This window comes from Pseudomonas sp. NY15463 (assembly GCF_048068415.1).
Taxonomy (GTDB): Bacteria; Pseudomonadota; Gammaproteobacteria; order Pseudomonadales; family Pseudomonadaceae; genus Aquipseudomonas; species Aquipseudomonas mosselii_C.
Genome location: NZ_JBLUQD010000001.1, coordinates 486,305 through 511,336 on the forward strand (window position 1 = coordinate 486,305; position 25,032 = coordinate 511,336).

Annotated in this window: 22 protein-coding genes and 1 pseudogene; 7 read left to right on the top strand and 16 right to left on the bottom strand. The window is 61.9% G+C overall.

Going from position 1 to position 25,032, the window contains the following annotated elements; genetic code table 11:
- Positions 1-4: 4 nt before the first annotated feature.
- A complete protein-coding gene (locus ACNFIC_RS02355; RefSeq protein WP_416779639.1) occupies positions 5-1,390 on the bottom strand; it encodes an aldehyde dehydrogenase family protein in 1,386 nt (461 codons plus the stop codon).
- Between the two features lie 105 nt (positions 1,391-1,495).
- On the opposite strand from ACNFIC_RS02355, the gene ptrR reads away from it, so the two are divergent.
- The 3 genes from ptrR (at position 1,496) to ACNFIC_RS02370 (ending at position 4,027) form a co-directional block, all read left to right on the top strand.
- On the top strand, positions 1,496-2,359 hold the full coding sequence (ptrR, locus tag ACNFIC_RS02360) for a putrescine utilization regulator PtrR (protein ID WP_205884541.1): 864 nt from the start codon (positions 1,496-1,498) through the stop codon (positions 2,357-2,359).
- A gap of 287 nt (positions 2,360-2,646) precedes the next feature.
- Positions 2,647-3,168: an acyloxyacyl hydrolase gene (locus ACNFIC_RS02365; RefSeq protein WP_138217611.1), complete on the top strand. Its 522-nt coding sequence runs from the start codon at positions 2,647-2,649 to the stop codon at positions 3,166-3,168.
- A 124-nt stretch (positions 3,169-3,292) separates the two neighbouring features.
- Entirely contained in the window at positions 3,293-4,027 is a 735-nt protein-coding gene (locus tag ACNFIC_RS02370) for a hypothetical protein (RefSeq protein ID WP_138217612.1), read from the top strand.
- Positions 4,028-4,109: 82 nt separating this feature from the next.
- On the opposite strand, the gene ACNFIC_RS02375 is transcribed toward ACNFIC_RS02370, so the two are convergent.
- Positions 4,110-4,808: a pirin family protein gene (locus tag ACNFIC_RS02375; RefSeq protein ID WP_138217613.1), complete on the bottom strand. Its 699-nt coding sequence runs from the start codon at positions 4,806-4,808 to the stop codon at positions 4,110-4,112.
- 210 nt (positions 4,809-5,018) lie between these two features.
- Here ACNFIC_RS02375 and ACNFIC_RS02380 point away from each other — a divergent pair, with 210 nt between their 5' ends.
- The 3 genes from ACNFIC_RS02380 (at position 5,019) to ACNFIC_RS02390 (ending at position 10,001) form a co-directional block, all read left to right on the top strand.
- Positions 5,019-7,490 (top strand): UvrD-helicase domain-containing protein, encoded by a 2,472-nt coding sequence (locus tag ACNFIC_RS02380; RefSeq protein WP_416779641.1) that lies wholly within the window; start codon positions 5,019-5,021, stop codon positions 7,488-7,490.
- Positions 7,491-7,551: 61 nt separating this feature from the next.
- On the top strand, positions 7,552-7,968 hold the full coding sequence (locus ACNFIC_RS02385; RefSeq protein ID WP_416779642.1) for a VOC family protein: 417 nt from the start codon (positions 7,552-7,554) through the stop codon (positions 7,966-7,968).
- Between the two features lie 353 nt (positions 7,969-8,321).
- Entirely contained in the window at positions 8,322-10,001 is a 1,680-nt protein-coding gene (locus ACNFIC_RS02390) for an MFS transporter (protein ID WP_138217616.1), read from the top strand.
- 39 nt (positions 10,002-10,040) lie between these two features.
- Here the strand turns inward: ACNFIC_RS02390 and ACNFIC_RS02395 are convergent, their stop codons facing one another.
- The 11 genes from ACNFIC_RS02395 to pnuC form a co-directional block, all read right to left on the bottom strand.
- Positions 10,041-10,607, bottom strand: a complete 567-nt coding sequence (locus ACNFIC_RS02395) for a hypothetical protein (RefSeq protein ID WP_416779644.1) — start codon at positions 10,605-10,607, stop codon at positions 10,041-10,043.
- Between the two features lie 73 nt (positions 10,608-10,680).
- The gene (locus ACNFIC_RS02400) at positions 10,681-11,067 is read right to left on the bottom strand and encodes a VOC family protein (RefSeq protein ID WP_138217618.1); all 387 of its coding nucleotides are present in this window, start codon (positions 11,065-11,067) and stop codon (positions 10,681-10,683) included.
- A gap of 142 nt (positions 11,068-11,209) precedes the next feature.
- Complete coding sequence (locus ACNFIC_RS02405; RefSeq protein WP_416780029.1) at positions 11,210-13,402, bottom strand: LTA synthase family protein; 2,193 nt, start codon at positions 13,400-13,402, stop codon at positions 11,210-11,212.
- Positions 13,403-13,554: 152 nt separating this feature from the next.
- A complete protein-coding gene (locus ACNFIC_RS02410; protein WP_138217620.1) occupies positions 13,555-14,826 on the bottom strand; it encodes a transporter in 1,272 nt (423 codons plus the stop codon).
- A 46-nt stretch (positions 14,827-14,872) separates the two neighbouring features.
- Positions 14,873-15,613, bottom strand: a complete 741-nt coding sequence (locus ACNFIC_RS02415) for a hypothetical protein (protein WP_138217621.1) — start codon at positions 15,611-15,613, stop codon at positions 14,873-14,875.
- A 34-nt stretch (positions 15,614-15,647) separates the two neighbouring features.
- Entirely contained in the window at positions 15,648-16,337 is a 690-nt protein-coding gene (locus tag ACNFIC_RS02420) for a C39 family peptidase (protein ID WP_416779646.1), read from the bottom strand.
- 63 nt (positions 16,338-16,400) lie between these two features.
- The gene (locus ACNFIC_RS02425) at positions 16,401-17,630 is read right to left on the bottom strand and encodes a heme utilization protein (RefSeq protein WP_138217623.1); all 1,230 of its coding nucleotides are present in this window, start codon (positions 17,628-17,630) and stop codon (positions 16,401-16,403) included.
- Positions 17,631-17,681: 51 nt separating this feature from the next.
- Positions 17,682-18,251: an adhesin gene (locus tag ACNFIC_RS02430; protein ID WP_416779648.1), complete on the bottom strand. Its 570-nt coding sequence runs from the start codon at positions 18,249-18,251 to the stop codon at positions 17,682-17,684.
- A gap of 1 nt (position 18,252) precedes the next feature.
- Positions 18,253-18,699, bottom strand: coding sequence for a hypothetical protein (locus ACNFIC_RS02435; protein ID WP_138217625.1), 447 nt, complete (start codon positions 18,697-18,699; stop codon positions 18,253-18,255).
- Positions 18,700-18,997: 298 nt separating this feature from the next.
- Positions 18,998-19,549 (bottom strand): AAA family ATPase, encoded by a 552-nt coding sequence (locus ACNFIC_RS02440; RefSeq protein ID WP_416779650.1) that lies wholly within the window; start codon positions 19,547-19,549, stop codon positions 18,998-19,000.
- Complete coding sequence (gene pnuC / locus ACNFIC_RS02445) at positions 19,546-20,112, bottom strand: nicotinamide riboside transporter PnuC (protein ID WP_138217627.1); 567 nt, start codon at positions 20,110-20,112, stop codon at positions 19,546-19,548. The genes ACNFIC_RS02440 and pnuC overlap by 4 nt, the downstream gene beginning before the upstream one ends.
- A 203-nt stretch (positions 20,113-20,315) precedes the next feature.
- Here pnuC and ACNFIC_RS02450 point away from each other — a divergent pair, with 203 nt between their 5' ends.
- A complete protein-coding gene (locus ACNFIC_RS02450; protein ID WP_138217628.1) occupies positions 20,316-21,539 on the top strand; it encodes a DUF2599 domain-containing protein in 1,224 nt (407 codons plus the stop codon).
- 51 nt (positions 21,540-21,590) lie between these two features.
- Here the strand turns inward: ACNFIC_RS02450 and ACNFIC_RS02455 are convergent, their stop codons facing one another.
- From ACNFIC_RS02455 to ACNFIC_RS02465, 3 genes and pseudogenes are all read right to left on the bottom strand, one after another.
- Positions 21,591-23,285, bottom strand: a complete 1,695-nt coding sequence (locus ACNFIC_RS02455) for a DUF2599 domain-containing protein (RefSeq protein ID WP_416779653.1) — start codon at positions 23,283-23,285, stop codon at positions 21,591-21,593.
- 88 nt (positions 23,286-23,373) lie between these two features.
- A complete protein-coding gene (locus ACNFIC_RS02460) occupies positions 23,374-24,108 on the bottom strand; it encodes a methyl-accepting chemotaxis protein (protein WP_416780031.1) in 735 nt (244 codons plus the stop codon).
- 138 nt (positions 24,109-24,246) lie between these two features.
- Positions 24,247-25,008, bottom strand: a pseudogene (locus ACNFIC_RS02465) (cache domain-containing protein); the annotation flags it as partial.
- Positions 25,009-25,032: the final 24 nt, after the last annotated feature.

Sequence of the window (25,032 nt, forward strand, 5' to 3'; positions counted from 1 at the left end):
CGAATCAGTTGCGATCGAGCCAGACGGTCTGGGCGTTGGTGAACTCACGTACACCGAAGTGCGACAGCTCGCGCCCGAAACCGCTTTTCTTCACGCCGCCGAAGGCTACGCGGGGGTCGGAGGCGCAGTAACCGTTGATGAACACGCCACCGGTGTCCAGTGCCTGGGTCATGCGCTCGGCCAGGGCGTAGTCAGCGGTGTAGATGGTCGCGGCCAGGCCGAATTCGCTGTCGTTGGCCAGCTCCACGGCATGTTCGGCGTCGCGGGCGCTGATGATCGCCGCCACCGGGCCGAACAGCTCTTGTTTGAACGCGGTCATGTCCGAGGTGACGTTGGCGAACACGGTGGGTGCGTAGAAGTTGGCTGCGCCTTCGATTTTGTTACCCCCCAGCAGCAGGGTGGCGCCTTCGGCCAGCGTCGCCTGGACCTGACCGTCAAGCTCATCGCGCAGGTCGAAACGCGCCATTGGGCCGATGTAGGTGGCTGCATCCAACGGGTTGCCGACGGTCAGTGCACGGGTAGCCTCGACGAACTTGTCGGTGAACGCTTCGACGATGCTTTCCTCGACGATCAGGCGCTTGGCCGCGGCGCAGACCTGGCCGGTGTTCTGGTAGCGGCCGATCACGGCGGCTTTGACGGCAGCATCGAGGTCGGCATCGGCCAGCACGATGAAAGGATCCGAACCGCCCAGTTCCAGTACGCATTTTTTCAGCGCGGCGCCGGCTTGAGCGCCAATCGCCATGCCTGCACGCACGCTGCCGGTCAGGGTCACGGCAGCGATGCGGGAGTCGTTGATGGCTCGAGTGACGCCTTCGGGGGTGACGTTGATGACCTCGAACACGCCCTGAGGCAGCCCCGCGCGCTTGAACAGGTCGGCCAACAGGTAGGCGCTGCCCATCACGTTAGGGGCGTGCTTGAGGACATAGGTGTTGCCGGCCAGCAGCGCCGGCACCGCGCCGCGCAGTACCTGCCAGAGCGGGAAGTTCCACGGCATCACCGCCAGGATCGGGCCCAGGGGACGGTATTCGATACGGGCTTTTTCGACCTGGGTCGGTTCCGGGGCGAGCATGGCCGGGCCGTGTTCGGCGTACCACTGACACAGGCCGATGCACTTGCTCACTTCGCCACGGGCCTGGCTGATCGGCTTGCCGATTTCGCGGGCAATCATCTGCGCGAAGGCTTCGCTATCGGCTTGCAGCGCGTCGGCCAAGGCCACCAGGTATTCGCTGCGCTGACCCAGCGACACCTTGCGCCATTGGTTGTAGCCAACCTTGGCGCGTTGCAGCGCCGCTTCCAGTGCGGCGTCGGTGTCGTAGGGATAGTGGCCGATCTGCTCGCCGGTATACGGGTCGACGGAGATGGCGTGGGTCAGGCTGCTGATCTGGCTCATGGCGATCGCTCTTTTGTTATGAATCGGTAGGCTCAGACTAGAGGGTGCGCGCTTTAATGAAAACTGAATAATAATGAGTAAAACATTCACGAATGGAGAATGGCTGTGGACCTGGTGCAACTGGAAATCTTCAAGGCGGTGGCCGAGCACGGCAGCATCAGCGCCGCCGCCCAGCAGATCCATCGGGTGCCGTCGAACCTGACCACCCGTATCAAACAGCTTGAAGAAGACTTGGGCGTCGAGCTGTTCATCCGCGAAAAAAGCCGCCTGCGGCTGTCGCCGGCGGGCTGGAACTTCCTTGAATACACCCGACGCATCCTGGACCTGGTGCATGAGGCACGGCTGACCGTGGCCGGTGAAGACCCACAGGGCACCTTCGCCCTGGGCTCGTTGGAGAGCACGGCGGCGGTCCGTATCCCGGCCTTGCTCGCCGCCTACAACCAGCGCTACCCCAAGGTCGACCTGGACCTGTCCACCGGCCCTTCGGGGACCATGCTCGAAGGGGTGCTGTCTGGGCGCCTGGTGGCCGCCTTCGTCGATGGCCCGTTGCTGCACCCCACGCTCGAAGGTATGCCGGTATTCGAAGAAGAAATGACCATCATCGCGCCGCTCAACCATCCGCCAGTGACTCGCGCCCGCGACGTTAACGGTGCGAGCATCTACGCGTTTCGCGCCAACTGCTCCTACCGCCACCACTTCGAGAGCTGGTTCGTGCATGACCAGGCCGTGCCCGGCAAAATTCATGAGATGGAGTCCTATCATGGCATGCTTGCCTGCGTCAGTGCTGGGGCAGGGCTGGCGATGATGCCGCGCAGCATGCTCGACAACATGCCCGGTTGCAGCACCGTCAGTGCGTGGCCGATGGCTGAGGACTTTCGTTACCTGAAGACCTGGCTGGTGTGGCGTCGTGGCACGGTGTCACGCAGCCTCAGCATGTTCATCAAGCTGTTGGAGGAGCGCCGTGGCTGAAAACCGTATGCGCTTGCGCGCAGAGCATTCAACCCGCTGAGCATTGCGGGCGTCATCGAATGCGCCTGCCGGGATCGCGGCGCAGGCCACAAAACAGGGCGAACATAGTGGCAAAACACTTTCAAGTTGCGCGCGGATCGGATAATAATCGCGGAATTATTACCGCTTGTGACCACGTAGATGCGGCGGTACCCAGGGACATAACAAGGGGCCAAGCCCCGCTTGCAGCAGGCCCGTGCTAGCCACGGTGCAGGCCTGTCCGCGAAGACCATCAGGAGAAGTCATCGATGAAAACCCGCCTTTCCAGCTCGCTGGCCGTTGCAGTGCTGGCGCTCGCTGGCGCCTGCAGCGCCCAGGCCGCCCAAGTCTCCGGCGCTGTCGGCGCCACCTCTCAGGGTGACCTGACCTATCGAATCGGCATGTCGTTCGACTGGGACAAGCGCTGGCTGGAGAGCAATACCGGCTTCGTCACCGGCTACTGGGACGCCGCTTATACCTACTGGGAAGGTGGCGACTACAGCGGCGCCCACTCGCTGTCGTTCAGCCCGGTGTTCGTCTATGAGTTCAAAGGGTTCACCTACACGCCATTCATCGAGGCCGGCATCGGTCTTGCCGCCTTCTCCAAGACCAACGTCGGCGATCAGCGTCTGGGTTCCTCAGTCAACTTCGAAGACCGTATTGGCTTTGGCTTGAAGCTGCCGGCAGAGCAGAAGGTCGGTATTCGCGCCGTCCACTACTCCAACGCCGGGATCAAGCAGCCTAACGACGGTATCGAGTCGTACGCGTTGTTCTACAGCAAGGGTTTCTGAGACCCTTGTCTGGCTAGGCGTGCGGTGCCAATGCGCCGGACGCCGCACTTTTTAGTATTTGCGCGTTCTATGTTGTGCAAGGCTGCGCCGATTCCCGGCAGCGCCGTTGACAAGCAGCACAACGATGCCCGCCAGACGACTGCACAGATCCCCACCGCGCCTGCTGTTGGCTGGCATGTTGCTATGCCTTGGCGCCTGTACCGAGCAGCAGGGCCGGAACATGCTCGACCAGTTCAGCAACGGCAAACCTGACGAGCTGTTCCAGACCAGCGTCGACCGCATGGCCACGCTGTCGATGCGCGACAACCTGCAAAGCTTGTATCTGCTGATGAACAAGCTGTACCTGCGCAACCCCAGCCAGTGGCGGTTGTCCGGCTACCCCGACGCCACCACTGCCGCTCGGCAAATTCGCATCGCCATCGAGCAGCGCCAGTCATTGCCGCAGTTGGGCGAGCGGCGCGACCTGGCGGCGCTGAGCTATGCCCTGGACCCTGAATTCAAGGGTGACCGGGTCGGTGCTTTCATCTATGCCGTGGGCAGCATGATCATCACGGCGCATGGCGGGCGTACCGAGTTCTACATGACCGATACCCTGGATCCTACGTTCATCAACAACGCCGCACGTAACATCGAGAAGGCCACCTGGATGCTCGGGCAGCGTCAGGATGCAAACGGCACGTTGCTGCTGTTCTCCAACGAAATTTCCGAGCAGGGCAGCAACCTGAGCTTTGCCGTTGAGTTCGGCAAGGTCGTTGCGCGCCTGGACTTGCTGGCGCAGATGCTCGATGAGCGTTACCGGCGGATTGGCGTGAACTATGCGCAGAGCCTGTTACTGATGAACTTCCTACCGGTGCAGTGAGCGCCAGCACGCAACGCGGGGCCCGCTCGCTTGCGCAGGTTGTACGCTGCACAAGTAAGCGGGCCCCGTGTGCGGGCCTGGATCAAGCCACATCGACCAGCACGATCTCGCTGTCTTGCAACGCAGTGACCTTGAGTACGCGATGCTGCTCGATCGCCACGCCATCACGCGCCTTGGCTTGCAGGCCGTCGATCTCGATCAAGCCCTTGGCCGGCACCAGGTAGCCGCGCCGACCTTCATCGAAGCGGTACTCAGCGCTTTCGCCAGCGCGTAGGGTGGCGGCCACCAGGCGGGCGTCGGTGCGGATGCGCAGGCTGTCCTGGTCGCCCTCACGGCCGCTGGCCAAGGTCACGAAGCCTTCGCCACGTTCACCGGTTGGGAATGGCCGGGTTCCCCAGGAAGGCGCCTCGCCGACATTTTCCGGCACGATCCAGATCTGGAAGATCCGCGTGTCGACGTTCTCCAGGTTGTACTCGCTGTGCACGATGCCGCTGCCTGCGCTCATTACCTGCACATCGCCGGCCTCGGTGCGACCTTTGTTGCCGAGGCTGTCCTGGTGGGTGATGGCACCTTCGCGAACGTAGGTGATGATTTCCATGTCACGGTGCGGGTGCGGTGGGAAACCGCTGCCAGCGGCGATCAGGTCGTCGTTCCATACCCGCAGGTTGCCCCAGTGCATGCGCGCAGGGTCGTAGTACTCGGCGAACGAGAAGTGGTGGTGGGCGTCCAGCCAGCCGTGGTTGGCGTGGCCGAGGCTTTCGAAGGGTCGCAGTTGCAGCATGATGGTGCTCCTCAGATACGTTGGAATGGCCCCATGATGCGCGGGCTAAGCATCGAAAAAAAGCGTAAATATCGGCTTATTTCAATCTATTAAATAGATATTTATTGATGTGAGAGCGCTTGCGGTTCATCGCCTAATCCACTGATTCGCTGGCGCTTTATGGTCGATGAGGCGAACATGTCCGCTGTTTGACTTTTCAATGGAGTGACCGTGCCTCACGAGCATCCCCAGGCTCCGGCCGACCTGACACCGCCCGCCCAACTGCCATGGCTGCGTCGCCTTGCCGCGCGCCTGCTCGGGCGTGGTTTGAGCCGCTTGCAGGCGCAGCACCGCGACAGTTGGTTCCTGGGCCATGCCGACGGCCTGCGCAACGGCCACGCCGATGGTCTGCGCGAAGGCTACGAACGGGGCCGGGTCGACGGCTTCGAGGCGGGTCGCCAGGTGCTGGTGATCCGCGACCTGCGCCCGGATGTGGCGGCAGTACCCGGTCAGGATGACAAGCTGTTCGATGATTGGCGCCTGCCGCTCAGTGCCGAACTGAAAAAGCGCTTCAAGGCCGATGTCGCCCAACGCCTGCCGGCACAGGCCCAGCCTAGCGCTGCGCAATGGAAGCTGATCTTCAGCGATACGCCTTCGACCTGTGTTGTCGCTGGCGCTGGGGCTGGCAAGTCCACGTCGCTGGTGCTGCGTATCTTGCTGTTGCGCCATTACCTGGGCTTCGAGCTTGACGCCATGACCGTGGTCACCTTCACCCGCGAGTCGCGGCGCGACTTCATCCAGCGCCTTGTGCAGGTGTTCGCCCTGTGGCAGTTGAACCTTTCTCCGGCCCAGGGGCGTGAGCTGGTGCGTACCTTTCATTCACGCATCCTGCCCTTGGTGCGTAGCCTCCCAGGCTTCAGTCAGGTGCGGGCGTTCGAAACTCTCGGCAGCGACCTGCCAGTGGGTAGTGAGGCCAGTGCCGATAGCAATCCGTTCGATCTGCGTTTGAACGATGCCCAGCGTCAGCAACTGAACCTGTGTTACCACCAGTTGCTGAGCAGCAACCCGCGCTTCGCCGAGCAGGTCGCTACGCTGCGCCAGGAAGCGTTGCTGCTCAAACCGCTGGACCCGGATCACCCGGACGTGCAAAAGCGGGTACAGGTAACCCAGCTCGCTGCCCAGCGCGACGAAGAATTGTGCGATGTGATCGAAGACTTGTGGTTCGCTGCCGGTGCCTGGCCGATCAAGGGCATTGAGCCGTGCCGCGACACGTTGCAGATCCGCGGCAGCCGCTTTCACGTGCAAGGACGCTTACAAGGTTCGGGCGCCTGGGTGGTGCTGGGCTTCGATCCGTCGGAAAGCGGCCAATACCAACGCCCAGGGGCCAAGCTGACGGTGCGGGCGGAATGGGCGGTAAAGCGCACATTGTTTCAAGCTTTCTGTGATAAACCATTGATATGGTTAGATAATTATGCGTCAGCAAAGCGCCTTGCTGCCGCTCTGGCAGGCGATGCCGTTGCGGGTCCTGGCTTTGAATACAAGGTCAAGGGCGAGTTGGCGCCAGCACCCTTGCTCGATGCGTTCGTCAGTGCCGCAGGCTTTATTGAAAACCTGGGGCTTGACGTGAGCAAAGCCGTAGCTGCTATGAGCTTCCCGCCCGGTGACAGTGATGCCGCGTTCTTCGAAGCGCTGGCGTTGTTCTGGAAAGCCTTCGAGGCGCAACTGTTGACGCAGTCGCCGCCGGTGATGACCTACAACCGCATGTTCGCCCTGTTCGGCGAGAACAACCCGGAGAACCTGCAACTGCTGCCCGATCCTCTGTTGCGCCCGCTGGCGCACCTGATGATCGACGAATTCCAGGACGTCTCGCCGCAGATCGTCAGTTGGCTGCGGGCAAGCCTAGCTGAGATCCGCCGACGGGGCCCGGCCATGCACACCGGGCGCAACGCCCAGCATGCCTCGCTGATGTGCGTGGGCGACGACTGGCAATCGATCTACGGCTGGCGAGGCAGTTCGCCCCAGTATTTCATGGCGTTCACCCAGACCTTCCCGTCACCGGCGCATACCCGCGTGATGATGGTGGAGAACTACCGTAGCCAGCAATACATCATCGATGCCGCCGAACATGTGGTGAAGGGCACACCTGCGATCACCGGTAAGAAAGCCAAGGCCAGCGCAGTGGCTGGCGAGCTGCCGCTGTCGCCGGTGAAAGTGTTCGAGCGCGACGAGGCCGCCTTGGCCCAGACCTTGATCGAGCATTACGAGCAGGGTGAAACGGTCATGATGTTGTTTCGAAAAAGTATCGATAAGTCATTGATTGAGCAGCATATTAATCAAATAGTTAAAGTGGATTCTAGCTTGCCGGCTGGCCAGCGTCGGTTCAAGCAACTGACCTATCACAGTGCCAAGGGCTTGCAGGCCGACGCGGTATTCATGCTCGGCGACTGCCAGTACCTCACCAGTTCACCGTACAAGAACCAAGCCTACCGCCTGGCGGGTCTAGGCAAGCCGGGCGATGCCCATGCCTTCGACACCGCGCAGAAGGACGAAGTCCAGCGCCTGGCCTATGTGGGCATCACACGAGCTGTGAAGCACTGCTACTGGCATGTGGAGGTGCCCAGCGGCGAGGCGCTCAATCAGCCTCGGGCGTCGGCGCGGGTGGACGGGGCGCAGGCGTTCTTCGAGGACCTGCGTGGTCAGTGATACCTCGGGCGGGGCTTCGAACTGCTAAGGTTGGTTGAACCTTTGTCCGAGAAGACCTGCCATGCCCGGATTCAGCGTGCTGCACATTGACCATGTGGTACTGCGGGTCAGCGACCTGCAGCGTAGCGTGGCGTTCTACCAGGATGTGCTGGGCTGCCCGGTAGACCGTTGGCGGGAGGCGTTGGGTATGGTCCATCTGGCGGCAGGCAGCAGCCTGATCGATCTGGTCGCCCTGGAGGGTCCACTGGGGCAAGCCGGTGGTGCAGGCCCTGGCTCTGAGGGGCGCAACCTCGATCATGTGTGCCTGCGCGTCGAGCCGTTCGACGAGCAGGCGCTGCGCGCGCACTTGGAGGCGGCAGGGGTGTTGGTCGAGCCTGCACAGAAGCGCTACGGCGCCGACGGCGAGGGTATGTCGGTGTATTGCTTCGACCCCGATGGCAATCGCGTCGAACTCAAGGGGCCGCCAACAAGCGGCTAGTGCTGTTCACGTGAGGCTGCTTCGCAGCCCATCGCGGCACAAGATCGCGCCTACAACGAGCGTGTAAGCCAACAGTCACGGACCCGCGCGGATTTTGCAGCATGAGCCGTGCACCAAGTCGGCAAATCCGGGGCCTGACGCCACAGGCAATGCGGCAAGCGCCTGAAGGCGCATTGCCACGGGTGTGGCTGGATATCCCGGCAAAGCCGATTATGCTTCTGATTACCTTGCCGCGATCCGAGGCTGTGCCTCGTGGTGCTTCGCCGCAACCAAAGCCTGGGGCTGGGTGCGTGCGTAGTCATCGGTTTGGAGCACTCCGGTCCATCACTTCTTCTGATAGACGGAGGCGACCCATGGCGGTCCTCGACAGCGCATCCACGGGCAGTAGCGCGCCCCAACACGGCATCACCCGGGAGGAGCGCAAGGTCATCTTCGCCTCGTCCCTGGGCACGGTGTTCGAATGGTATGACTTCTACCTCTACGGCTCACTGGCGGCGATCATCGCCAAGCACTTCTTTGCCGGGGTCAATGAAACCACTGCGTTCATCTTCGCCTTGCTGGCCTTCGCGGCAGGCTTTGCCGTGCGACCGTTCGGCGCCATCGTCTTCGGTCGCCTTGGCGACATGATCGGGCGCAAGCATACCTTCCTCATCACCATCGTGATCATGGGCCTGTCCACTGCCGTGGTGGGGATCCTGCCCAGCTACGCGGCCATCGGCGTTGCGGCCCCCGTGATCCTCATCACCTTGCGCTTGCTGCAAGGCTTGGCGCTTGGCGGGGAGTACGGCGGCGCGGCGACTTATGTGGCGGAGCATGCGCCCAAGGGCCGGCGCGGCTTCTTTACCGCCTGGATCCAGACTACCGCGACCCTAGGGCTGTTCCTGTCGCTGCTGGTGATTCTGGCCTGTCGCACGGCCATGGGCACCGAGGCGTTCGAGGCCTGGGGCTGGCGCATTCCGTTCCTGCTGTCGATCCTGTTGCTGGCTATCTCGGTGTACATACGCATGCAGCTCAACGAATCGCCGGTATTCATGAAGATGAAAGCCGAGGGCAAGGCGTCCAAGGCGCCGCTGACCGAGTCGTTCGCCCGTTGGGACAACCTCAAGGTGGTGATCATGTCGCTGCTCGGTGGCACCGCCGGTCAGGCAGTGGTGTGGTACACCGGGCAGTTCTATGCGCTGTTCTTCCTGTTGCAGATGCTCAAGATCGACCCGCAGACCGCCAATCTGCTGATCGCAGGCTCGCTGTTGATCGGTACGCCGTTCTTCATCCTGTTCGGCAGTCTGTCCGACCGGATTGGGCGCAAGCCGATCATCATGGCCGGCTGCATCCTCGCGGCGGCGACCTACTTCCCGATTTTCAAGGGCCTGACCGAGTACGGCAACCCAGACGTGTTCGTCGCCCAGGAGCAGAATCCGGTGGTGCTGATCGCCGACCCTGGGCAATGTGCGTTCCAGTTCGATCCGGTAGGCAAGGCGCGTTTCACCAGTTCCTGCGACATCGCCAAGAGTCTGTTGGCCAAGCGCGCCATTCCTTATGAAAACCAGGCCGCCGAGCCGGGCAGCGTCGCCCAGGTGCGCATTGGTGAACGGGTATTGCCAGTTTTCGAGGGCAGCAGCCTACCTGCGGCTGAGTTCAAGGCGCAGAACGATGCCTTCACTGCCACGTTGGCTGGCGCGCTGAAAGAGGCCGGATATCCTGAGAAAGCGGATCCGGCGAAGATCCATTACCCGATGGTGCTGCTGTTGCTGACCATCTTGGTGATTTACGTGACCATGGTCTATGGGCCTATCGCTGCGTGGCTGGTGGAACTGTTCCCGGCGCGGATCCGCTATACCTCGATGTCGCTGCCGTACCACATCGGCAACGGCTGGTTCGGCGGTTTCCTGCCAACCGTGGCATTCGCCATGGTGGCTGCGACCGGGGATATCTACTACGGGCTGTGGTACCCGATCGTGATCGCGCTGATGACTGCTGTGTTGGGGATCTTCTTCCTGCCTGAAACCAAGGATCGGGACATCAATCACACCTGAGTGCTGACGCGGCCTGCCCCCATGCCTGGGGGCGGGCTTTCAGTCGAAGTAACCGCGCAGCGTGTAGCGGTAGCCCAGGTCCACCTCTTTGCCGCCGCGTTCCCAGGTCTTGTTCAGCACGAACTCGAAGGCCGGTTCGTACAGGCCATCGCGTACCAGCGCCCCGGCAAGCACTTCGATGTCGTACCAGCCGTTCTCCAGCTCGATGATTGGCCGACCAGGCTCCTGGTAGCGGGCCATCAGGTCGCCGAGCGTCTTGTTGGTGAAGTGTTGCAGGATGCTCCAGGTGAACAGCATCAGCGCGCGGTTCTCGACCCGCAGGCGGTGCCCAGCGCGGCGGTGCTTGAGGCGGCTGCCGGGTTCGAGCAGCGCCGGGGCCTGCCCATCGAGGGTGAACAGGATGTGGTAGGGCAGGTTGTCGACGCCGGCCAGCGGCAGTATCACGCCTTCACGCACGGCCTGATCGCCGCTATCACCGGTGGTGAAGGCGCGGGCCAGGTCGTCCGGCAGGTCATGCTCCTGCTTGAAGGTGGCGAGCAACTGGATGTCGCCCAGCAGGAAGTAGTCGATCAGGTCGTTGAGGACTTCACTGAACTCGTAGCGCATGAGTTTTCCTTGTTATGGCTGCGCTGTGGGAAGTCGGCAATGTAGCCCATGGGGCGGCGGGCTGTCTGCACGCTCAGTGGTGCTGGGCGATCTGGATCAGGTTGCCGCAGGTGTCGTCGAACACAGCCACGATGACTGGTCCCATGTCCGTCGGTGGTTGGAGAAAGTGCACGCCAGCGGCGCACAGGCGGGTGTATTCGGCCTGCACATCGCGCACGCCAAAGGAGGTGGCGGGGATGCCGTCTTGCTTCAGAGCGCTCTTGTAGGTCCTGGCTGCCGGGTGCACATCGGGTTCGAGCAGTAATTGGACGCCATGCGGATCATTGGGTGAGGTGAAGGTGAGCCAGCGGTGTTTGCCCATGGGGATGTCGTCTTTGGGCTGGAAGCCCAGTACGTGATGATAGAAGGCCTGGGCCTTGGCTTGGTCGTCGACCAGGATGCTGGTGACCACGATCTTCATTGGCAGTGCTCCACACAGGGGGCTTGGTGTAAGCAAAGCACATCCTGCACGCACTGTTGGGGACTTTGTGGGTTGCGATGGCCGCAACAGCGCTGTAGAGCGTTGAGCGGCGGCGTGTGCCGGTTAGGCACACGCGGGGGCGTCAGCCGGAGCGGGCGATCGGGTGCTCGTCCGACTCTTCCACGGCTTCTTCCTCACCGGGCAGGGCGGTGATCACACTGAAGTCGCTGACTTCCACTGCGCCGCTGCCATAGCCGAGCAGGTGGAAGGAGAACGCCTTGCGCTCGGTGGGGTTGTCGAAGTCGAACTCCATTTCCATGGGCTGGTCGGCGGTCACCAGCACTTCCTCTGGCAGCCCCAGCGCGACGTCCTGTTCGAACTGCTTGGCTTTGAGGCGGATGTAGGCTGCGTGCTCAGGGTCCAGTGCGCGCACCTTGATACGTACCCGGGTGCGCGAACCTTCGGGCATCTCAAGGTACTGCGCGCCGATCAGGTTGTCGGCCCAGTCGTCGCGGATCTGCGCGTGCAGGGCGATCGGCGACGGACCGCCGAACTGGTAGCGCAGATTGAGCGGGGTTTGCAGCAGGGATTGGTCCAGGGTGTTGGCCAGCAGGTTGATCTGCGGGCCCAGGGTGCTGTCGCCCAGCCCGAGCAAGCGTGCCTGGTCAGCGATGAAACTGTCACTGGCGTAGCGTCGGCAACGCTGCTGGAAATCGCACTCCGTAAAGGTGCCCTGGCCATCGTGGTAGCGCAGCATGCCGTTGGTGAAGGCAATCATTTCGCGACCGGTATCGTAGTCGCGGTACAGCGAACGTCCGCCCAGGGCTGCCGGGATCGGCAACGCGAAGTAGTCGAGCAGCGAGGTGGCTAGGTCGACATGGCCATAGGTGCCGCGCTTGAGGGTCGGCAATTGTGCCTGCTCGGGTGCCAAGGTCAGGTTGAAACCCCAGGACGAGGCCAGGCGCACGCCATCGATGCCGTGGGATTCGTCGGAGGTGACTACCACCAGCGTGTCCTTGAGCACACCCTGGCGTTCCAGGTTGTCGAGAAAATCGCTCAAGGCATCGTCCAGGTAGGCCACAGCAGCCTGTTTGGCGGTGTCATAGCGCTCCAAGTATGCCTGTGGCGCTGAATAGGGCTGGTGCGTGCCTACGGTCAGCAGGGTCAGCATCCAGGGCTGTTTTTGCTTGCGTAGGGTGCCGACGTAGTCCAGGGCGCCTTCGAAGAACGCCTTGTCATCCTTGCCCCAGGGGAATTCCAGGTAATTGGGTGTTTTGAACCATTCCAGGCCGTGCACCGTTTCGAAGCCGATGTGCGGCATGATCCGGTCCTTGGCCATGAAACGCAGCCCGGCACCTTGCAAGAAGTGTGTCGTGAAACCGGCCTGGCGCAGTTGTGCTGGCAGGCAGGCCTGGTTGCGTACCTGTTGCGTGAGCAGCTCGACCCCTTTGGGCGTGCCATTGGCCAGCTTGTCGTAGTCACCGCAGAGCATGGCGTACAGGCCACGAATGGTCTGGTGGGTGTGCAACACGTAGTCGGGGGTGTTCATGCCGCGTTCGGCCCACAGGCTCAGGCGCGGCATGAGGTCTTCGTCGAAACGGCTGCCCAATGCCTGGCGATTGGCCCGCACGTAGGCGCCGGGAATGCCTTCGACGGTAATCACCAGCAGGTTGCGCGCGTTACCAGGCCCTTTGAGCAGGCGCTGGCCATTGAGGTCGGCCTGGGTGAGGCCGACGGTGGGCAGCGGGGTGATCGGGGGTTGGCCATACAGCTGCACGTCGACGCGTCGTTGCAAGTGGCTACCGGCAGCACTGAGCAACTGATGCGACACGCTGTATTGACGCCATTGATCGGCCTCCGAGGGGGCCAGCCGTTGGCTGCCCCAATGTACTGCCAGCAGTGCCACGGGGACTGCCCAAGCCTTGGCTGATAACGTTGCGCCACGCTGGCCGCGACCGAACCAGAAAGTGGCCAGCCAAGCCAGCAGGCCACTGCCGAGCAGCCAGGGTAACCAGCCATGGGCGAGGGCACCACCGGTGGAGTTCTCCATGAACTGCGGATCGAACAAGTAGTGCAGGTCTGACTGGTTGGGCAGGCGCCCGACTGCGCTGACCAGCTCCGCCGAGGCGATCAGCAGGCCGCCCCAGGCCAGCAACAGCGGCAGTCCTAGCCACCATGCGCGACGTTGCAGCAGCAGGACCAGCAGGCTGCCGACGAACAGGTCGGAGAGGTAGCCGAGCATGTCGGACCAGCCGAGCAGCGCCCGTATTGCCAGGGGGATCAACAGCACCAGCCCGCACAGGGCGATCAGCCGGGCCTTTGGGTGGCCGAGCATGTCTTTCACGAAAGCGTTCCTTCTGCCATCAAACGGTCACACAAAAGTGCTGGATGATATCAGGCTGAAGGTGAGCGTGCGGCTTGTGACAAGACCGGTTACCAAAACGCTGGCGCCCGCACGCTGCTCGGGCGCCGCTAGCGCATGACCTGTCAGAAGTAGTACGGGAACTTCAGGCTGAAGGAGAAGTCTGGCGCATCGTCGGTCAGCCCGATGGACAGGTTGGGGACGATGGTCAGGTTCTCGCTGGCGGCGAAGGTCAGGCCTACGTTGAAGTTCGCCGCGTTGTAGTCGCTGTTGGTGATCGATTGCCAGTCGCCGCCATCCTGCTTGATCTTGCTCTTGCGGGCGAACTGGTCGGTGACCGAGAACGACATGCTCATCTTTTCGTTCAGGGCAAACGCGATACCGCCGCCGATCTGCCAGGAGTCACCGAGCTTCACGTCGCCCGGCACCTTGGTGCCTGCATTGGGGCTGATGTCACTGAACGAATCCTGCATGTTGTAGGTGTAGGAAAGGCTGCCGAACAGCACGGCCGGATCGAAGGTCTTGACCAGCGAGATACCGGGGGTGATCGACCACACCCCGTTGCCGGTCGGCAGGCTCTCCGGCACGGCCAGGTTGTCGTTGCCCGGCACCTCGCGCAGCTTGATGCCGTAGGGGTCCTTGCCGGTCGGGGCTTTGACGCGCAGGGTGACCACCGCGTCGGGCAGGCTTTCGGATTCGTCGAGGAACTTGTACGCCACGCCCACGTTGACGTCGCCCAGGGTTGGGTCGCGGCTTACGCTGGCACTCGACTCGGACTCCCCAGCCCCGCCAGCACCGCCGGAGGAGTAGGTCGAGTCGCGATAAACGATGGGTACGTTTATATCAAATTGCCAGCGCTGCGCCACGTTGTAGCGCGCGGTGAGGTCCAGGGTCCAGTTATCGGCCTTGATGCGGTCGATATTGATATCGCCCAGGAAGATCGAATCCAGTGCCAGGAAGCCGTTGAGTACCAGCGCTCGGGTGTCGTAGTGCGTGTAGGTCAGGCCGGTCTCGACACTGAACTTGCCGCCGCCAAAAAAGCCACTGGCCTCGTCGTACAGGTTGGACACGCTTTGCGCCGGTTCCGAGTCGTCCTTGAGCGATTGCCCATAGGAGCTGCCCGAGCCGTTGGCAGCCACGGCCTGGGTCCCTCTGGCAGGTTGTGCAGGAGACTTGACCAGGCGCTTGGGCTGCGGCGCAGGCGGGGCTTCCTCGACCTGGCGCAGGCGCTGCTCCAGCACCATCAACGCGTTCTGTTGGGCCTCGTAGCGCTGCTTGAGCTGGATCAGCTCCTGCTTGAGTGCTTCGACCTGCGGGTCAGCAGCGGCATAGAGCAGCGTGGAGGGCGCCAGGGTGGTCACACAGACGACAGCGCTGAACGTCAACGATCGATGCATGGGGTAGCCGTCCCTTGAGGCTTTATAGGATGAAAATGAGCGTAGATCAGTATCCGAGGGTGCGAAGGCCTTTGAGCTGATCGAGGTTGTTGGTCAGTGTCGCGCCAGCCGGAATGTTGTCGCGCAGCACCACATTGAGCGAGGTAAGGTTGCTGACTTGGTTACCGTTGCCCAGCAGCGTTGTGTTCTGCAGCAGCCCGCCTTCGGCCAGACGTTGCACGGTGCTGCCCTGGTTATTCCCGGCGACGATGTTCATCTGCACGCCGGTAGCGCTAGCCGAGACGCTCATCGAGCCTGCACCGTTGGCGCCCACCAGGGTCGATCCTGGGGTGAGCACTTCGCCCTGGGGCGTGCTGTCAGTGGCCTGGCTGGCCTTGGTGACGGTGATCCCGACGTTGTTTAGGGCGCTGTTGTTATCGCCTGCGGCACGTACCACCTGGGTAACCCCAGTGGTGTTGTTCAAGCCGCCGCCACCTGTGACGCTGCCTGTGCCGTGGGATGTGGCGGTGCCGGTGCCTTTTTCATCGACCATCGTGACGTAGAACTGCGGCTTGATGGTCGATTGCTGGATCTGCATCGAGGACGTTGCCCCGATCACTTCGCCATTGGCGTTCTGCCAGGTGCTGGTCATGACGATACCGAAGCTTACGATGCGCCCGGGCATCACATAGCGACCGCGCAGGTTAGCCAACTCCTGGTCTTTCAGTTCGATGGGCTGGAACGTCTGTGCCTGTACCGGCAGGCTGACCGCGAGGCACATCAGGGTCAGCCATGTGGGCGTCTTCATGGAATGCTCCCGGAGCATCATGCTCACGTTGTCGTTAGAAGAAATCACTGCGAATGAAGCCGAAATCCATCAATTCCGAATCCTTGACCGGGGTGAAGTTGTTGATGCGGTTCTTGGCGGTTAGCGGTTGGGGCGGATCGAGCAGGGCATTGGCCTTGTCGTAGCCCTGGCCGATCACGGCGAAAATGATGCCGTTCCAGCCTTTAAGGAAGTCATCCACCGCGTAGCGCTTGTGGCCCAGCACCGGATCCCCGATGTAGACCCAGTTGCGCTCGACCTTCTGCAGCACCACGAAATGCTTGTAGCCGCGGATGTCCATCAGCACCACGACCGGGATCTTCACGTCGTTCAGGGTCTCTGGGGCGACCCGGTAACCACGTGCACGCATACCGAGGCTCTCGACGTAGCGTTTCATGTCCAGCATGGAGAAACCTTGTACCCGCACCAGGTCCTGGTCGGCATTGGCCAGCATGCCTTCGATGACCTCGTGCTCGCTGACGTCCAGCCAGTACGCCTGGCGCAGGATGGTGGCCAGCGCCGCAGCGCCGCAGCTGAAGTCGGTTTTCTGTTGCACCAGGTCGGCGAACTTGCGTTCACGTACGCTCTGGATGGGCTTGTACACTACCGCCCCCCCGGGAAGCACTGAAAGCGGCATCTGCGCCGCTTGGAGGGTAGGAGTCAGGCCGGACAGGCAAAGCAGGGCCAGCAACGCAGGAATACGCATGATCGAACGCCCTTCTGGTTGCGTAGAAAAGGCCCCCCGAAGGGGGCCTCAACCGCACGACGGTCAGAACGAGGTGTTGGAGATCGCCAGCGAGTTGCTCTGCTGGTTGCCTACACCGGCCGCCACGTTCACACCCAGGTTGCCCGAGCCACCGGTGACCGAACCACTGAGGGTAGCGGTATTGGTGACAGGGTTCGACCAGCCGTTAGGCGTCAGCACCTGGAAGGAAACGGTGTTGCTGAGGTCCCAGGCACTGGACTCGCTGTAGCTTTTGGTCACGTTCTTGTTCGAAGCCGACGCGCTTTCACCCGAGTTGGCATAGGCCGAGTCGTAAGCCTTCTCGAATGACGAGTCGTAGGTGTGGCCTTTGGTGGTTTCTACGCTGCCATTGAGCGTGGCATCGAACGAGGCCGTGGACTCGGCGCTGCGGGTGCGGGTGTCGTCGCCACGGGTGAAGGTGACCGATTGGCTGGTGTTGAGCGAGCCATCGGCACTGGCAGCCAGGGTCGCGCTGCTGGTGGAGTTGGCCTGGCCGGATTTCGAGCCGCTGGCCTCATAGTGCGAGGTGCCCGCGTTGCTCCAGTTGGAGGAGGCCGATTTGTCGACGTTCAACTCCGACTCGTGGCTGAACGAGGCGGAACCGGTGTTGGTGGTGGTCAGGCTGACCGTCTGCACCGACATGTTGCGATCGGCATAGTTGTTCACTACCAGGCCAGGGCTGTTCTGGTCGGCGGTCGCCGTGGCCGTGGAGTTGCCACCCTGCGGCGAGCTGGCGTTGGCGATGGCCATGGTGTTTTTCTGTTGGTTGAGGTCGCCACCGGCAATGTTGATGCCCATGTTGCCCGAACCACCGTTACCCGAGCCGCTCATCACAGCCGAAGCGGTGGTGTTGTAGTTGGCAACTTTGTTGTCGTTGCTGTACTGCTTGACGTAGGCCGTGGCATTGGCAGCGCCGAAGACGAACGCATTGTCCATGTCAGCGGCACTGGAGTTGGCGATGGCGGCGGCGTTGTCCTGCTGGTTGCCGCTGCCCGAGGCTACGTTGATACCGACGTTGCCGCTGGTGCCACTGGCCGAGTTGCTGATTTCGGCCCGGTTGATCGTGCCCTCGTTGAGGATTCGATTGCCGGTGCTGTTTTGGGTGTCGTGTGCCGTCGCTGTCGCACTTACCGGAATGATCGTCGGGCCGTGTTGACGATGATCGCGGTCGCGCCGATCGCTCGCCTGCGCAGCTACAGCCATGATCGCAGCAATTGCGAAAACCAGAGGCTTGATGGCCATCGAGGGTTTCATGGTGATTCTCCGTACTGTGTTTTAGGTTAAGTGTTGTTCTGACTGCTTGGGTCAGTTGGCGACCCGGACGCTCAGGGTGTTGGCGGTTCGATTGCCTACCCCTGCGCTCTGATTCAACTGGATTACCCCACGGCTACCGGTGAAGGCCTGGTCGCTGGTGCTGACCTGGCGATAGCCGGTTGAGGTGTCAGTCGCATCGGAGTTGCTGATCAGCGTCACGTTCTGCTGCAACAGGACGCTGTCATCGAGACTGAGCGGTTGCGCACTGACGCTCAGGCGTACCGCGTTGGCTTGCTGATTGCCGGCTCCGGCGCTCTGGTTGACGCCGAGGATGCCGTTGCCACGGCTGAACGCATCGCCCTGGATGTTGGCCGCAGCCCCCATGGATGGGTCAGCCGAGGCCTGGGTGTGCTGGCGGATCTGCGTATTCGCGCTGGCCTCATGACCCAGCGCGATGGCCCGGGCGTTGGCTTGTTGCTGCTGGTCACCGGCAGCCTGGTTGACCGACATCACGCCTTGGTAACGGGTACCGGAACTGTCGATGTCGGCGGTATTGACCACGGGCGGTTGGGCCAGGGCAGGCAGTGCGAAAGCAGTGAGCGCGATCAGCACAGGCTTCATGTCATTTACCCCCCAGCACTTTCAGCGCGCCCAGGCCTTGCTGCACGCTGGAGTTGACCATGTTGGCAATGCCGCCACCGCTGCCGCCTCCGTTGCCGCGACCGCTGGCCATGTTCGGCAGTGTGTTCTGCGGGCTGAGGTTGCCGCCGAGGGTATTGGTCTGCTGCACGATCATGCCGCTGATTCCGGCACCGCTGCTGACGTTGGCAAAATCACCGTCATTGAGTTCGCCGGTCTGACGTAGTACGGCGGCCGAGGGATTGGCGTTGATCGCCGTAGGGTGCGGGTCGGGCACCAGCGGCGCCCGCGTGGCCATACGCGGATGGACATCGCGCAGGATTACGATCTGACCGTCGCCTGCCTGGGCCGGCAGGCTCAGCGCCGAACCCAATGCACACCCCAGCAGCAAAAGACGGGCGGTGCAGGTGCCTTTGTCGAATGTCCCCACGATGGCATTTCCTTCTTCTGGCTGCTGTGCGGCGTCAGCGTTGCCAGGAGCTAGGGCAGAAGTTGTGCCAATTCGGGTTTTCGCTTGGGGATCAACAGGTTGCGCGAGTTACGAGGTTTTAGGCCTGCGCAGGTGTTTCAGTGCTGAGACGCGGCACCTTGAAAAACCACTCAAGGCCCTTTGCTACGGGGGTTGTGAAGAGATTGTGAAAAGCTGTCTCAGGGCTGAGACACATCCCCCATTTTCGGCGCTGGCCCCCTAGACCGGGGGCTGGATGCTCAGGCGGTGTATCAATGGATTAACACTCGGTAGCGGAGGCTGGCAGCTGGCCATTAAGGAGGTCGCTTACGGCGGCCATGGCTTGGGCGCTGCGCTGGTGCCAGTTGCCCTCGATCACTTGATAGGGGCGTTGGCGACTTTGCAGCCAATGCAAGCTGTCGTCGAAGAACACCTGGCGCTCTTCCAGGCGTGGCTGGCAGCGCATGCCATCGCTGACCCAGTCCACGCCCTCGGGACGCAGCAGCAGGTGCAGGTCGTAGTGGCGCTCGTCCAGGGCCTGTTCGATCCACTCTGGGCAATCGCTGAACAGTGCGCGGCTCCAGAGGATGTTGCTCAACAGGTGAGTATCGAGGATCAGCAGGGCGGGCGCCTGCTGGCGCCCGTGGTCTTCCCAGGCAAGTTGCCCGCGGGCGATCGCCGGGATGTCTGCATAGCAGGTATCGCGCTGCTCACGCTCGATGAAGTGGCGCACGTACTCGCCCACCACCATGCCACCGAAGTGCGCTTGGATCTCGCCACTGAGCCAGCTCTTGCCGCTGGACTCCGGGCCGCACAGCACCAAGGTCTTCATGCGCCGATCAGCGCCGGGTCACGGCGCCACTCCAGCCAGCCACGCACGGCGATCAGGGTGAACAGGGCATAGAGCGCGGCAGTGAGGTACAGGCCTTTATAGAGGAAGAGGCCGACGAAGATCACATCGACCACCACCCACAACGCCCAGCACTGCAGGCGCTTGTGCGCCATCCACAGTTGCGCGACCAGGCTGAAACCGGTCAGTGCGGCATCAAGCCAGGGTTGTGCGGCATCGGTGAGGTGAGCCATCGCAGCGCCCAGTAGCAGACTGCCGGCAAGGCCCGCAGCCAGGCCCTTGAGCATCGGTGCCAGGCCCAGGCTTGATACCTGGCGTGCGTCTTCGACCCGGTCCGGGCGGGTCCACTGCCACCAGCCATACAGTTGCAGGACTGCGTAAATCAGTTGCAGGAGCATGTCCGAGTACAGCTTCACTTCGTAGAAGATCCAGCTGTAGAGCACCACCATTACCAACCCGATTGGCCAGCACCAGGGGTTTTGTCGGACGGTGAGCCAGACGGCGATGACGCCGAGCGCGGCGGCGAAGAGTTCGAGGCCGGACATCGGCGATCCTTGGGTTGCAAAAGAGGGCGTGATTGTACCCCGCAACGCCGGGATCGACCTGTCATTTTTGCCAGTTGTGGCCGGGGCTTGCTGCGCGCACCTTCAAGCCGGGCGCACTGCCTAGCCACTCTCGCTGCTACTTTCCTGCCTGATGACGCCCACGGCAAGTGCATTCGCAACCTCATCGAAAAGTGGATCAAAAAATGACCAATCATCGATATTCGCTCACGTTTGTCGCTGTGCTGTGCGCGATCAACGGCGGGCTGGCCTATGCGCAAAGTTGCGTCGAAACCGCGCAAAATCAGCAGAAACGCTATGAAGCCACCCCCAACGATTGTGGTAAGAGTTCATCACCGGCGTTTTTGTGCTCGGGCATTATTCTGAGAGCGACCGAACCTGCAGCGGTAGAAGGCCTTTACAACTCATGGGATGTCAGCCCCACGTCGAGCAAGACGCAGGGAACATCGTTTTCCTACCTGCGCAAGGATGCCAACTTCAGGCGCTTGGTGGAGAACCAGAACAACGGCTACATCCTGACGCCGATCAGTGAGTTACCGGTATCCAAGCAGAAATACGCCGTGCTGTGTGCTTTCCCCATCGATGGTGGCACCAACGGTCGAGTCGATAATGGATGTGGCACGGCTGATGCGGCCACGGCATCTGCTAAAGGCGCTGCCTGTCACGTACAAAAGATCACCACGGCCGATGCCTGGCTTGATCAATACAAGCGCGAGGGCAAGGGCGATAACCGCAATTTGTGTGGCTTTGCGGTCGCTGATAAGTTCGACGAGTACGCCACCCGCAACTTCAACGCTTCGCTCAGTGCCATGCGCAGAGGCGACTTGTTTTTCAAGCAGAACGAGCTGCGCCTGGCGAACTGGGACGGGGGCAAAGCCGACTCGACATTGCCTATCGAGTCGTTCTTTTACCTCTCGGGTGACAAAGAAGGCATGAGTGATGCGCGCCTGGACCAGGACCGTTACTGGCGCGAGACCGGCGTCTGGGTACCGATCATCGCCCTGACCATGCCCGATCGCCCTGGCGGGACTGCCAAGTTTGCCTGCAACGCGGATGATCAGGCAATCGAGGAGGGAGCAAAGCAACCGCTCAACGAGTACATCCAGTCGGGCATCTGGGTGCTGCGCGACGACCCTGGCACGGGTAAACCGGAGTGGACGCTTTCCTTGAAGCTGACAGAAAAAGGTAGGCGTTCGAGCACATCCGCTGAATCCGACCTTGTCTATGCAGAGCTTCGCAGAAAATTTGGCAGCGATTATCAGTGGATGCAGAACGATGGCGGCGGCATGCGCAGGCAACTGGTGTGTCACTACCGCATTGCGCGCAACAAGGAGGAATTCAATATCGAGCCCTTCAGACCCAATGTCAGCGAGGAGCAGGCAGAGGCCGCAGGTTGTAATCCGGTGTGAGCCGTCATGCCATGCTGTGCCTTGGCGTAACACAAGGCACAGCATAGTTGGTCACGGGTTGCAGCCCAAGGCCTTGGCTTGGGCATCACTTACCACCCTACGGTAGGGCTCCAGGTTCCAGTCTGCCTTGGTCCGGTAGTTGTTCTGCAAGCAAGCCAACTGCACACGCATGCTGCCTTCGCCACCTTCCTGCCATTCCAGGTCATTGCCGCGTAGCCTGAACAGTTCCTGGTACAGCGCCTCATTGGACGCCGACCGTCCTGCACTGGAGGGTATCACCCGCAGGCCCCAACGTCGGTCACCGGTGGCCGTGTCGGTGAATTGTGACCAGCTAGAGGAGGCGATAAGCGCAGAGCTCGCCGGTGTATAGGGATTGCAGCCGGCCTTGGTGGCCTCGGCGTCGCTGACCTTGGGCCTGAATGGTTCGATGTTCCACACGGTCTTGGCGGGGTAGTTGCCGATCAGGCAAGCCAGTTGCTGGCGCATGCTGCCTATGCTGGATTCGTGGTCGCGCCATTGCGGGTCGTTGCCGCGCAGCCTGAACAGCTCGTCGTAGATGGCTTGCTGGTCACTGGCCTGCTTTTGCTTGCCCAGTGTGCTGGGCACGACCACCAAGGTCCATTCCTGGCGCCCGGAGCCTGGGTCCAGGCGCAACGCCCAATTGGCGGCCTGGATATAGCGTAGCTCGATAGCACCGTTGACCCCAACGCTGACCACCTGATCCTCGGCTAGGTAGCTGAAGCGGTACTGCGGCGGCTGGTTGAAGTCCAGGCGCAGCACCGGTACTGCGTAGCCCTGGGCGAACAGCTTGCGCTGGAAGCTCTGCGCAACAGGTAGCCCGTTGGTGGGGGTGGCGGGTTTGGTATCGCCGATGGTGCTGGCGACGAAGGTGGTATTGGGGTTGTAGATGAACGCGTCGATGTACTTCATGTTGGCGCTGCCGTCGGCGGTGTCCGAAGCGGTACGGATCAGGAACTCGTTGAACTGGTCTGGCGTAATCCAGGCTTCGCGCTGGCTGCCAGGGTTCTGGTGCGTCTGAACCATCGCCTGCCAGTCGGTCGGCTGTTCGGCATTCCAGGAACATTGCCCTTTCTGGACCCCGCCGGTGAAGCGCTTGCGCCAGGCGTCGGCGCTGTCGACCTGTTCGGTGTCGCAGCTGCCGAAGGCTAGCGCACTGTTGCGGTTGGCAGGCAGGGTCGCTGACTGAGCAGGAGGGCTGGCGGGTACGCGTGAATCGTCGCGAACGCCAGGTGCTGCGTCTTGTGCGCTGCAGGCGGCGGTGTCACCAGATGGGTACATACCGCACCCGTACCAGCCGCGCTTGGGGCTGGTGCAGCCATCGAAGCTGAAGATGCACAGGGCGCCGGTTTCCATCACCGGTCGGTCGAGGGCGCGTGCATCCATGGGGGTACGCAGGATGAAGCCAGCCGGGCGCACCAGTTTGCTGGTGCTCAGGTCTTTGCGGATCCAGGAGTACGAGCTGGCACCGATTTTCTGCGCCGTGGGGCTGTAGTCCCACGGGTTGAAAGTCCCATCGTCGACCATGCGCAAAGTGACGCCACTGCAGTAGTAATGGCCTCGGGGTGCGCCGGTGTCTGGTTCGGCGCAGGCATCGACGACATGGGTGTAGTTGCGGTTGATGCGGTCGGTGGTCTGTTGCGGGTCGAGTGCATCGGTAATGGTTGGGCCTGCGTGCGCAGACGGCAGGTTGAACAGTAACGCAAGGACCAGAGGCGGGCGGGGCATGGTGAGTCTCCTGGGGCAGTGGAAACATCACCATGCGTTCGGCCTTTCTAGCGGTCTACTGTCAGAAATGTCAGGTGGCCGAAGGCTATTAGACGCGGAACTGGCGCAGCAACTGTTCCAGCTCCACGCTCAAGCTGGCTAACGCTGTACCGGCATCGCTGGACTGGCGCGCCGACTCTGCGGTCTGCTGCGAAAGCCCGGCAGTTTCGGTAACGTTGCGGTTGATCTCCTCGACCACGTGGGACTGCTGCAACGTGGCGCTGGCGATCGAAGCATTCAGCGCGCCGAGGGTGTGCAGTGCCTGGCTGATGGCATCCAGGCTGGTCCCTGCCTCGCGGGCTTGTTCAACGGTTTGGCGGGAAGCCTCGCTGCTGGTATCGATGGCCTTGACCGCCGCCTCCGACTGACCTTGCAGGTGCTCGATCATGGTCTGGATCTCGGCGGTGGACTGTGCGGTGCGCTGGGCCAGCAGGCGCACCTCGTCGGCCACCACGGCGAATCCGCGGCCTTGCTCGCCGGCGCGAGCCGCTTCGATGGCGGCGTTCAGCGCAAGCAGGTTGGTCTGCTCGGCGATAGCGCGGATGACCTCCAGCACACCACCGATACGGGTACTGTGGCTGGCCAGCTCACGGATTACCTGCACGGCCTGCTCGATGGTCATCGACAGTCGGTCGATCTGTTGCAGGCTGCCGTGGATCGCCTGCTGGCCGTGGTCGACCTGCTGCTGGGCGTTGCGCATTTCGGTGGCGGCCTGTTCGGCGTGCTTGGCCACGTCATGCACGGCATAGCTGACTTCGTTGATGGCCGTCGCCACCTGATCCATCTGCAATGATTGCTGGGCGCTGGTGGCCTGGGCGGCGCCTGCGTTGTCTCCAACCTGGGTGGCGGAGGCAGCCAGGGCATGGGCTGCGCCCTGCAATTGGCCGACAACGCCTTGTAACTTGCCGTTGAAGCGGTTGAAGTGCTCACCCAGGTGAGTGATCTCGTCGCGGCCATGGGTGTCCAGGCGTCGGGTCAGGTCGCTCTCGCCACTGGCAATGTTGCCCATCGCCTGCACCGCCTCTTGTAGCGGCTGGGCGATGCTGCGGGCTATCAGCACCACCATCAGGGCCATCAGCAAGGCAATACCGAGACCGACTAGCGAGGCATCGCGCAGTTGGCGTATGAACTCTGCCTGTACGTCATCGACGTAGACGCCTGAACCGATGATCCAACCCCATGGTTTGAACAGTTGGATATAGGAAGTCTTGGGCACGGGCTCGCTGGCGCCTGGCTTGGGCCAGCGGTAATCCACCGGACCTGCGCCCTGACTGCGGGCCAGGGCGACCATCTCGTTGAACAAGGCGAAGCCGTCTGGGTCACGAATCGCCGAAAGGTCCTGGCCTTCGAGCTTGGGATTGGTAGGGTGCATGACCATCTTCGGTTGCAGGTCATTGATCCAGAAATAGTCGTTCTCTTCATAGCGCAGGCCGCGCACGACTTGGAGGGCCTGTTGCTGGGCCGCTTCGCGGCTGAGCGTGCCAGCGGCCTCCAGGCCTTGGTAATAAGCCAGGACCCCGGCGGCAGTCTGGACAACATGCCGGGTTTTTTCAGCCTTGGCGTGGTAAAGGTCGCCATGGATCTGGCGCAGCATCAGCAGGCCCAGCACTACCAGCATGGCCACGGCGACCAGCAGGATCAGCCATAGACGGCGGCTGATCGACATCGATCTCAGGGTCTTCATGACGCATTACTCCGGTGTTGTTCT

What these genes read in the sequence shown, in the direction of transcription:
- ACNFIC_RS02355 (WP_416779639.1), bottom strand. Translation starts at nt 1,390, where the DNA reads ATGAGCCAGATCAGCAGCCTGACCCACGCCATCTCCGTCGACCCGTAT.
- ACNFIC_RS02365 (WP_138217611.1), top strand. Translation starts at nt 2,647, where the DNA reads ATGAAAACCCGCCTTTCCAGCTCGCTGGCCGTTGCAGTGCTGGCGCTC.
- ACNFIC_RS02370 (WP_138217612.1), top strand. Translation starts at nt 3,293, where the DNA reads ATGCCCGCCAGACGACTGCACAGATCCCCACCGCGCCTGCTGTTGGCT.
- ACNFIC_RS02375 (WP_138217613.1), bottom strand. Translation starts at nt 4,808, where the DNA reads ATGCTGCAACTGCGACCCTTCGAAAGCCTCGGCCACGCCAACCACGGC.
- ACNFIC_RS02385 (WP_416779642.1), top strand. Translation starts at nt 7,552, where the DNA reads ATGCCCGGATTCAGCGTGCTGCACATTGACCATGTGGTACTGCGGGTC.
- ACNFIC_RS02390 (WP_138217616.1), top strand. Translation starts at nt 8,322, where the DNA reads ATGGCGGTCCTCGACAGCGCATCCACGGGCAGTAGCGCGCCCCAACAC.
- ACNFIC_RS02395 (WP_416779644.1), bottom strand. Translation starts at nt 10,607, where the DNA reads ATGCGCTACGAGTTCAGTGAAGTCCTCAACGACCTGATCGACTACTTC.
- ACNFIC_RS02400 (WP_138217618.1), bottom strand. Translation starts at nt 11,067, where the DNA reads ATGAAGATCGTGGTCACCAGCATCCTGGTCGACGACCAAGCCAAGGCC.
- ACNFIC_RS02405 (WP_416780029.1), bottom strand. Translation starts at nt 13,402, where the DNA reads ATGCTCGGCCACCCAAAGGCCCGGCTGATCGCCCTGTGCGGGCTGGTG.
- ACNFIC_RS02410 (WP_138217620.1), bottom strand. Translation starts at nt 14,826, where the DNA reads ATGCATCGATCGTTGACGTTCAGCGCTGTCGTCTGTGTGACCACCCTG.
- ACNFIC_RS02415 (WP_138217621.1), bottom strand. Translation starts at nt 15,613, where the DNA reads ATGAAGACGCCCACATGGCTGACCCTGATGTGCCTCGCGGTCAGCCTG.
- ACNFIC_RS02420 (WP_416779646.1), bottom strand. Translation starts at nt 16,337, where the DNA reads ATGCGTATTCCTGCGTTGCTGGCCCTGCTTTGCCTGTCCGGCCTGACT.
- ACNFIC_RS02425 (WP_138217623.1), bottom strand. Translation starts at nt 17,630, where the DNA reads ATGAAACCCTCGATGGCCATCAAGCCTCTGGTTTTCGCAATTGCTGCG.
- ACNFIC_RS02430 (WP_416779648.1), bottom strand. Translation starts at nt 18,251, where the DNA reads ATGAAGCCTGTGCTGATCGCGCTCACTGCTTTCGCACTGCCTGCCCTG.
- ACNFIC_RS02440 (WP_416779650.1), bottom strand. Translation starts at nt 19,549, where the DNA reads ATGAAGACCTTGGTGCTGTGCGGCCCGGAGTCCAGCGGCAAGAGCTGG.
- pnuC (WP_138217627.1), bottom strand. Translation starts at nt 20,112, where the DNA reads ATGTCCGGCCTCGAACTCTTCGCCGCCGCGCTCGGCGTCATCGCCGTC.
- ACNFIC_RS02450 (WP_138217628.1), top strand. Translation starts at nt 20,316, where the DNA reads ATGACCAATCATCGATATTCGCTCACGTTTGTCGCTGTGCTGTGCGCG.
- ACNFIC_RS02455 (WP_416779653.1), bottom strand. Translation starts at nt 23,285, where the DNA reads ATGCCCCGCCCGCCTCTGGTCCTTGCGTTACTGTTCAACCTGCCGTCT.
- ACNFIC_RS02460 (WP_416780031.1), bottom strand. Translation starts at nt 24,108, where the DNA reads ATGGATCAGGTGGCGACGGCCATCAACGAAGTCAGCTATGCCGTGCAT.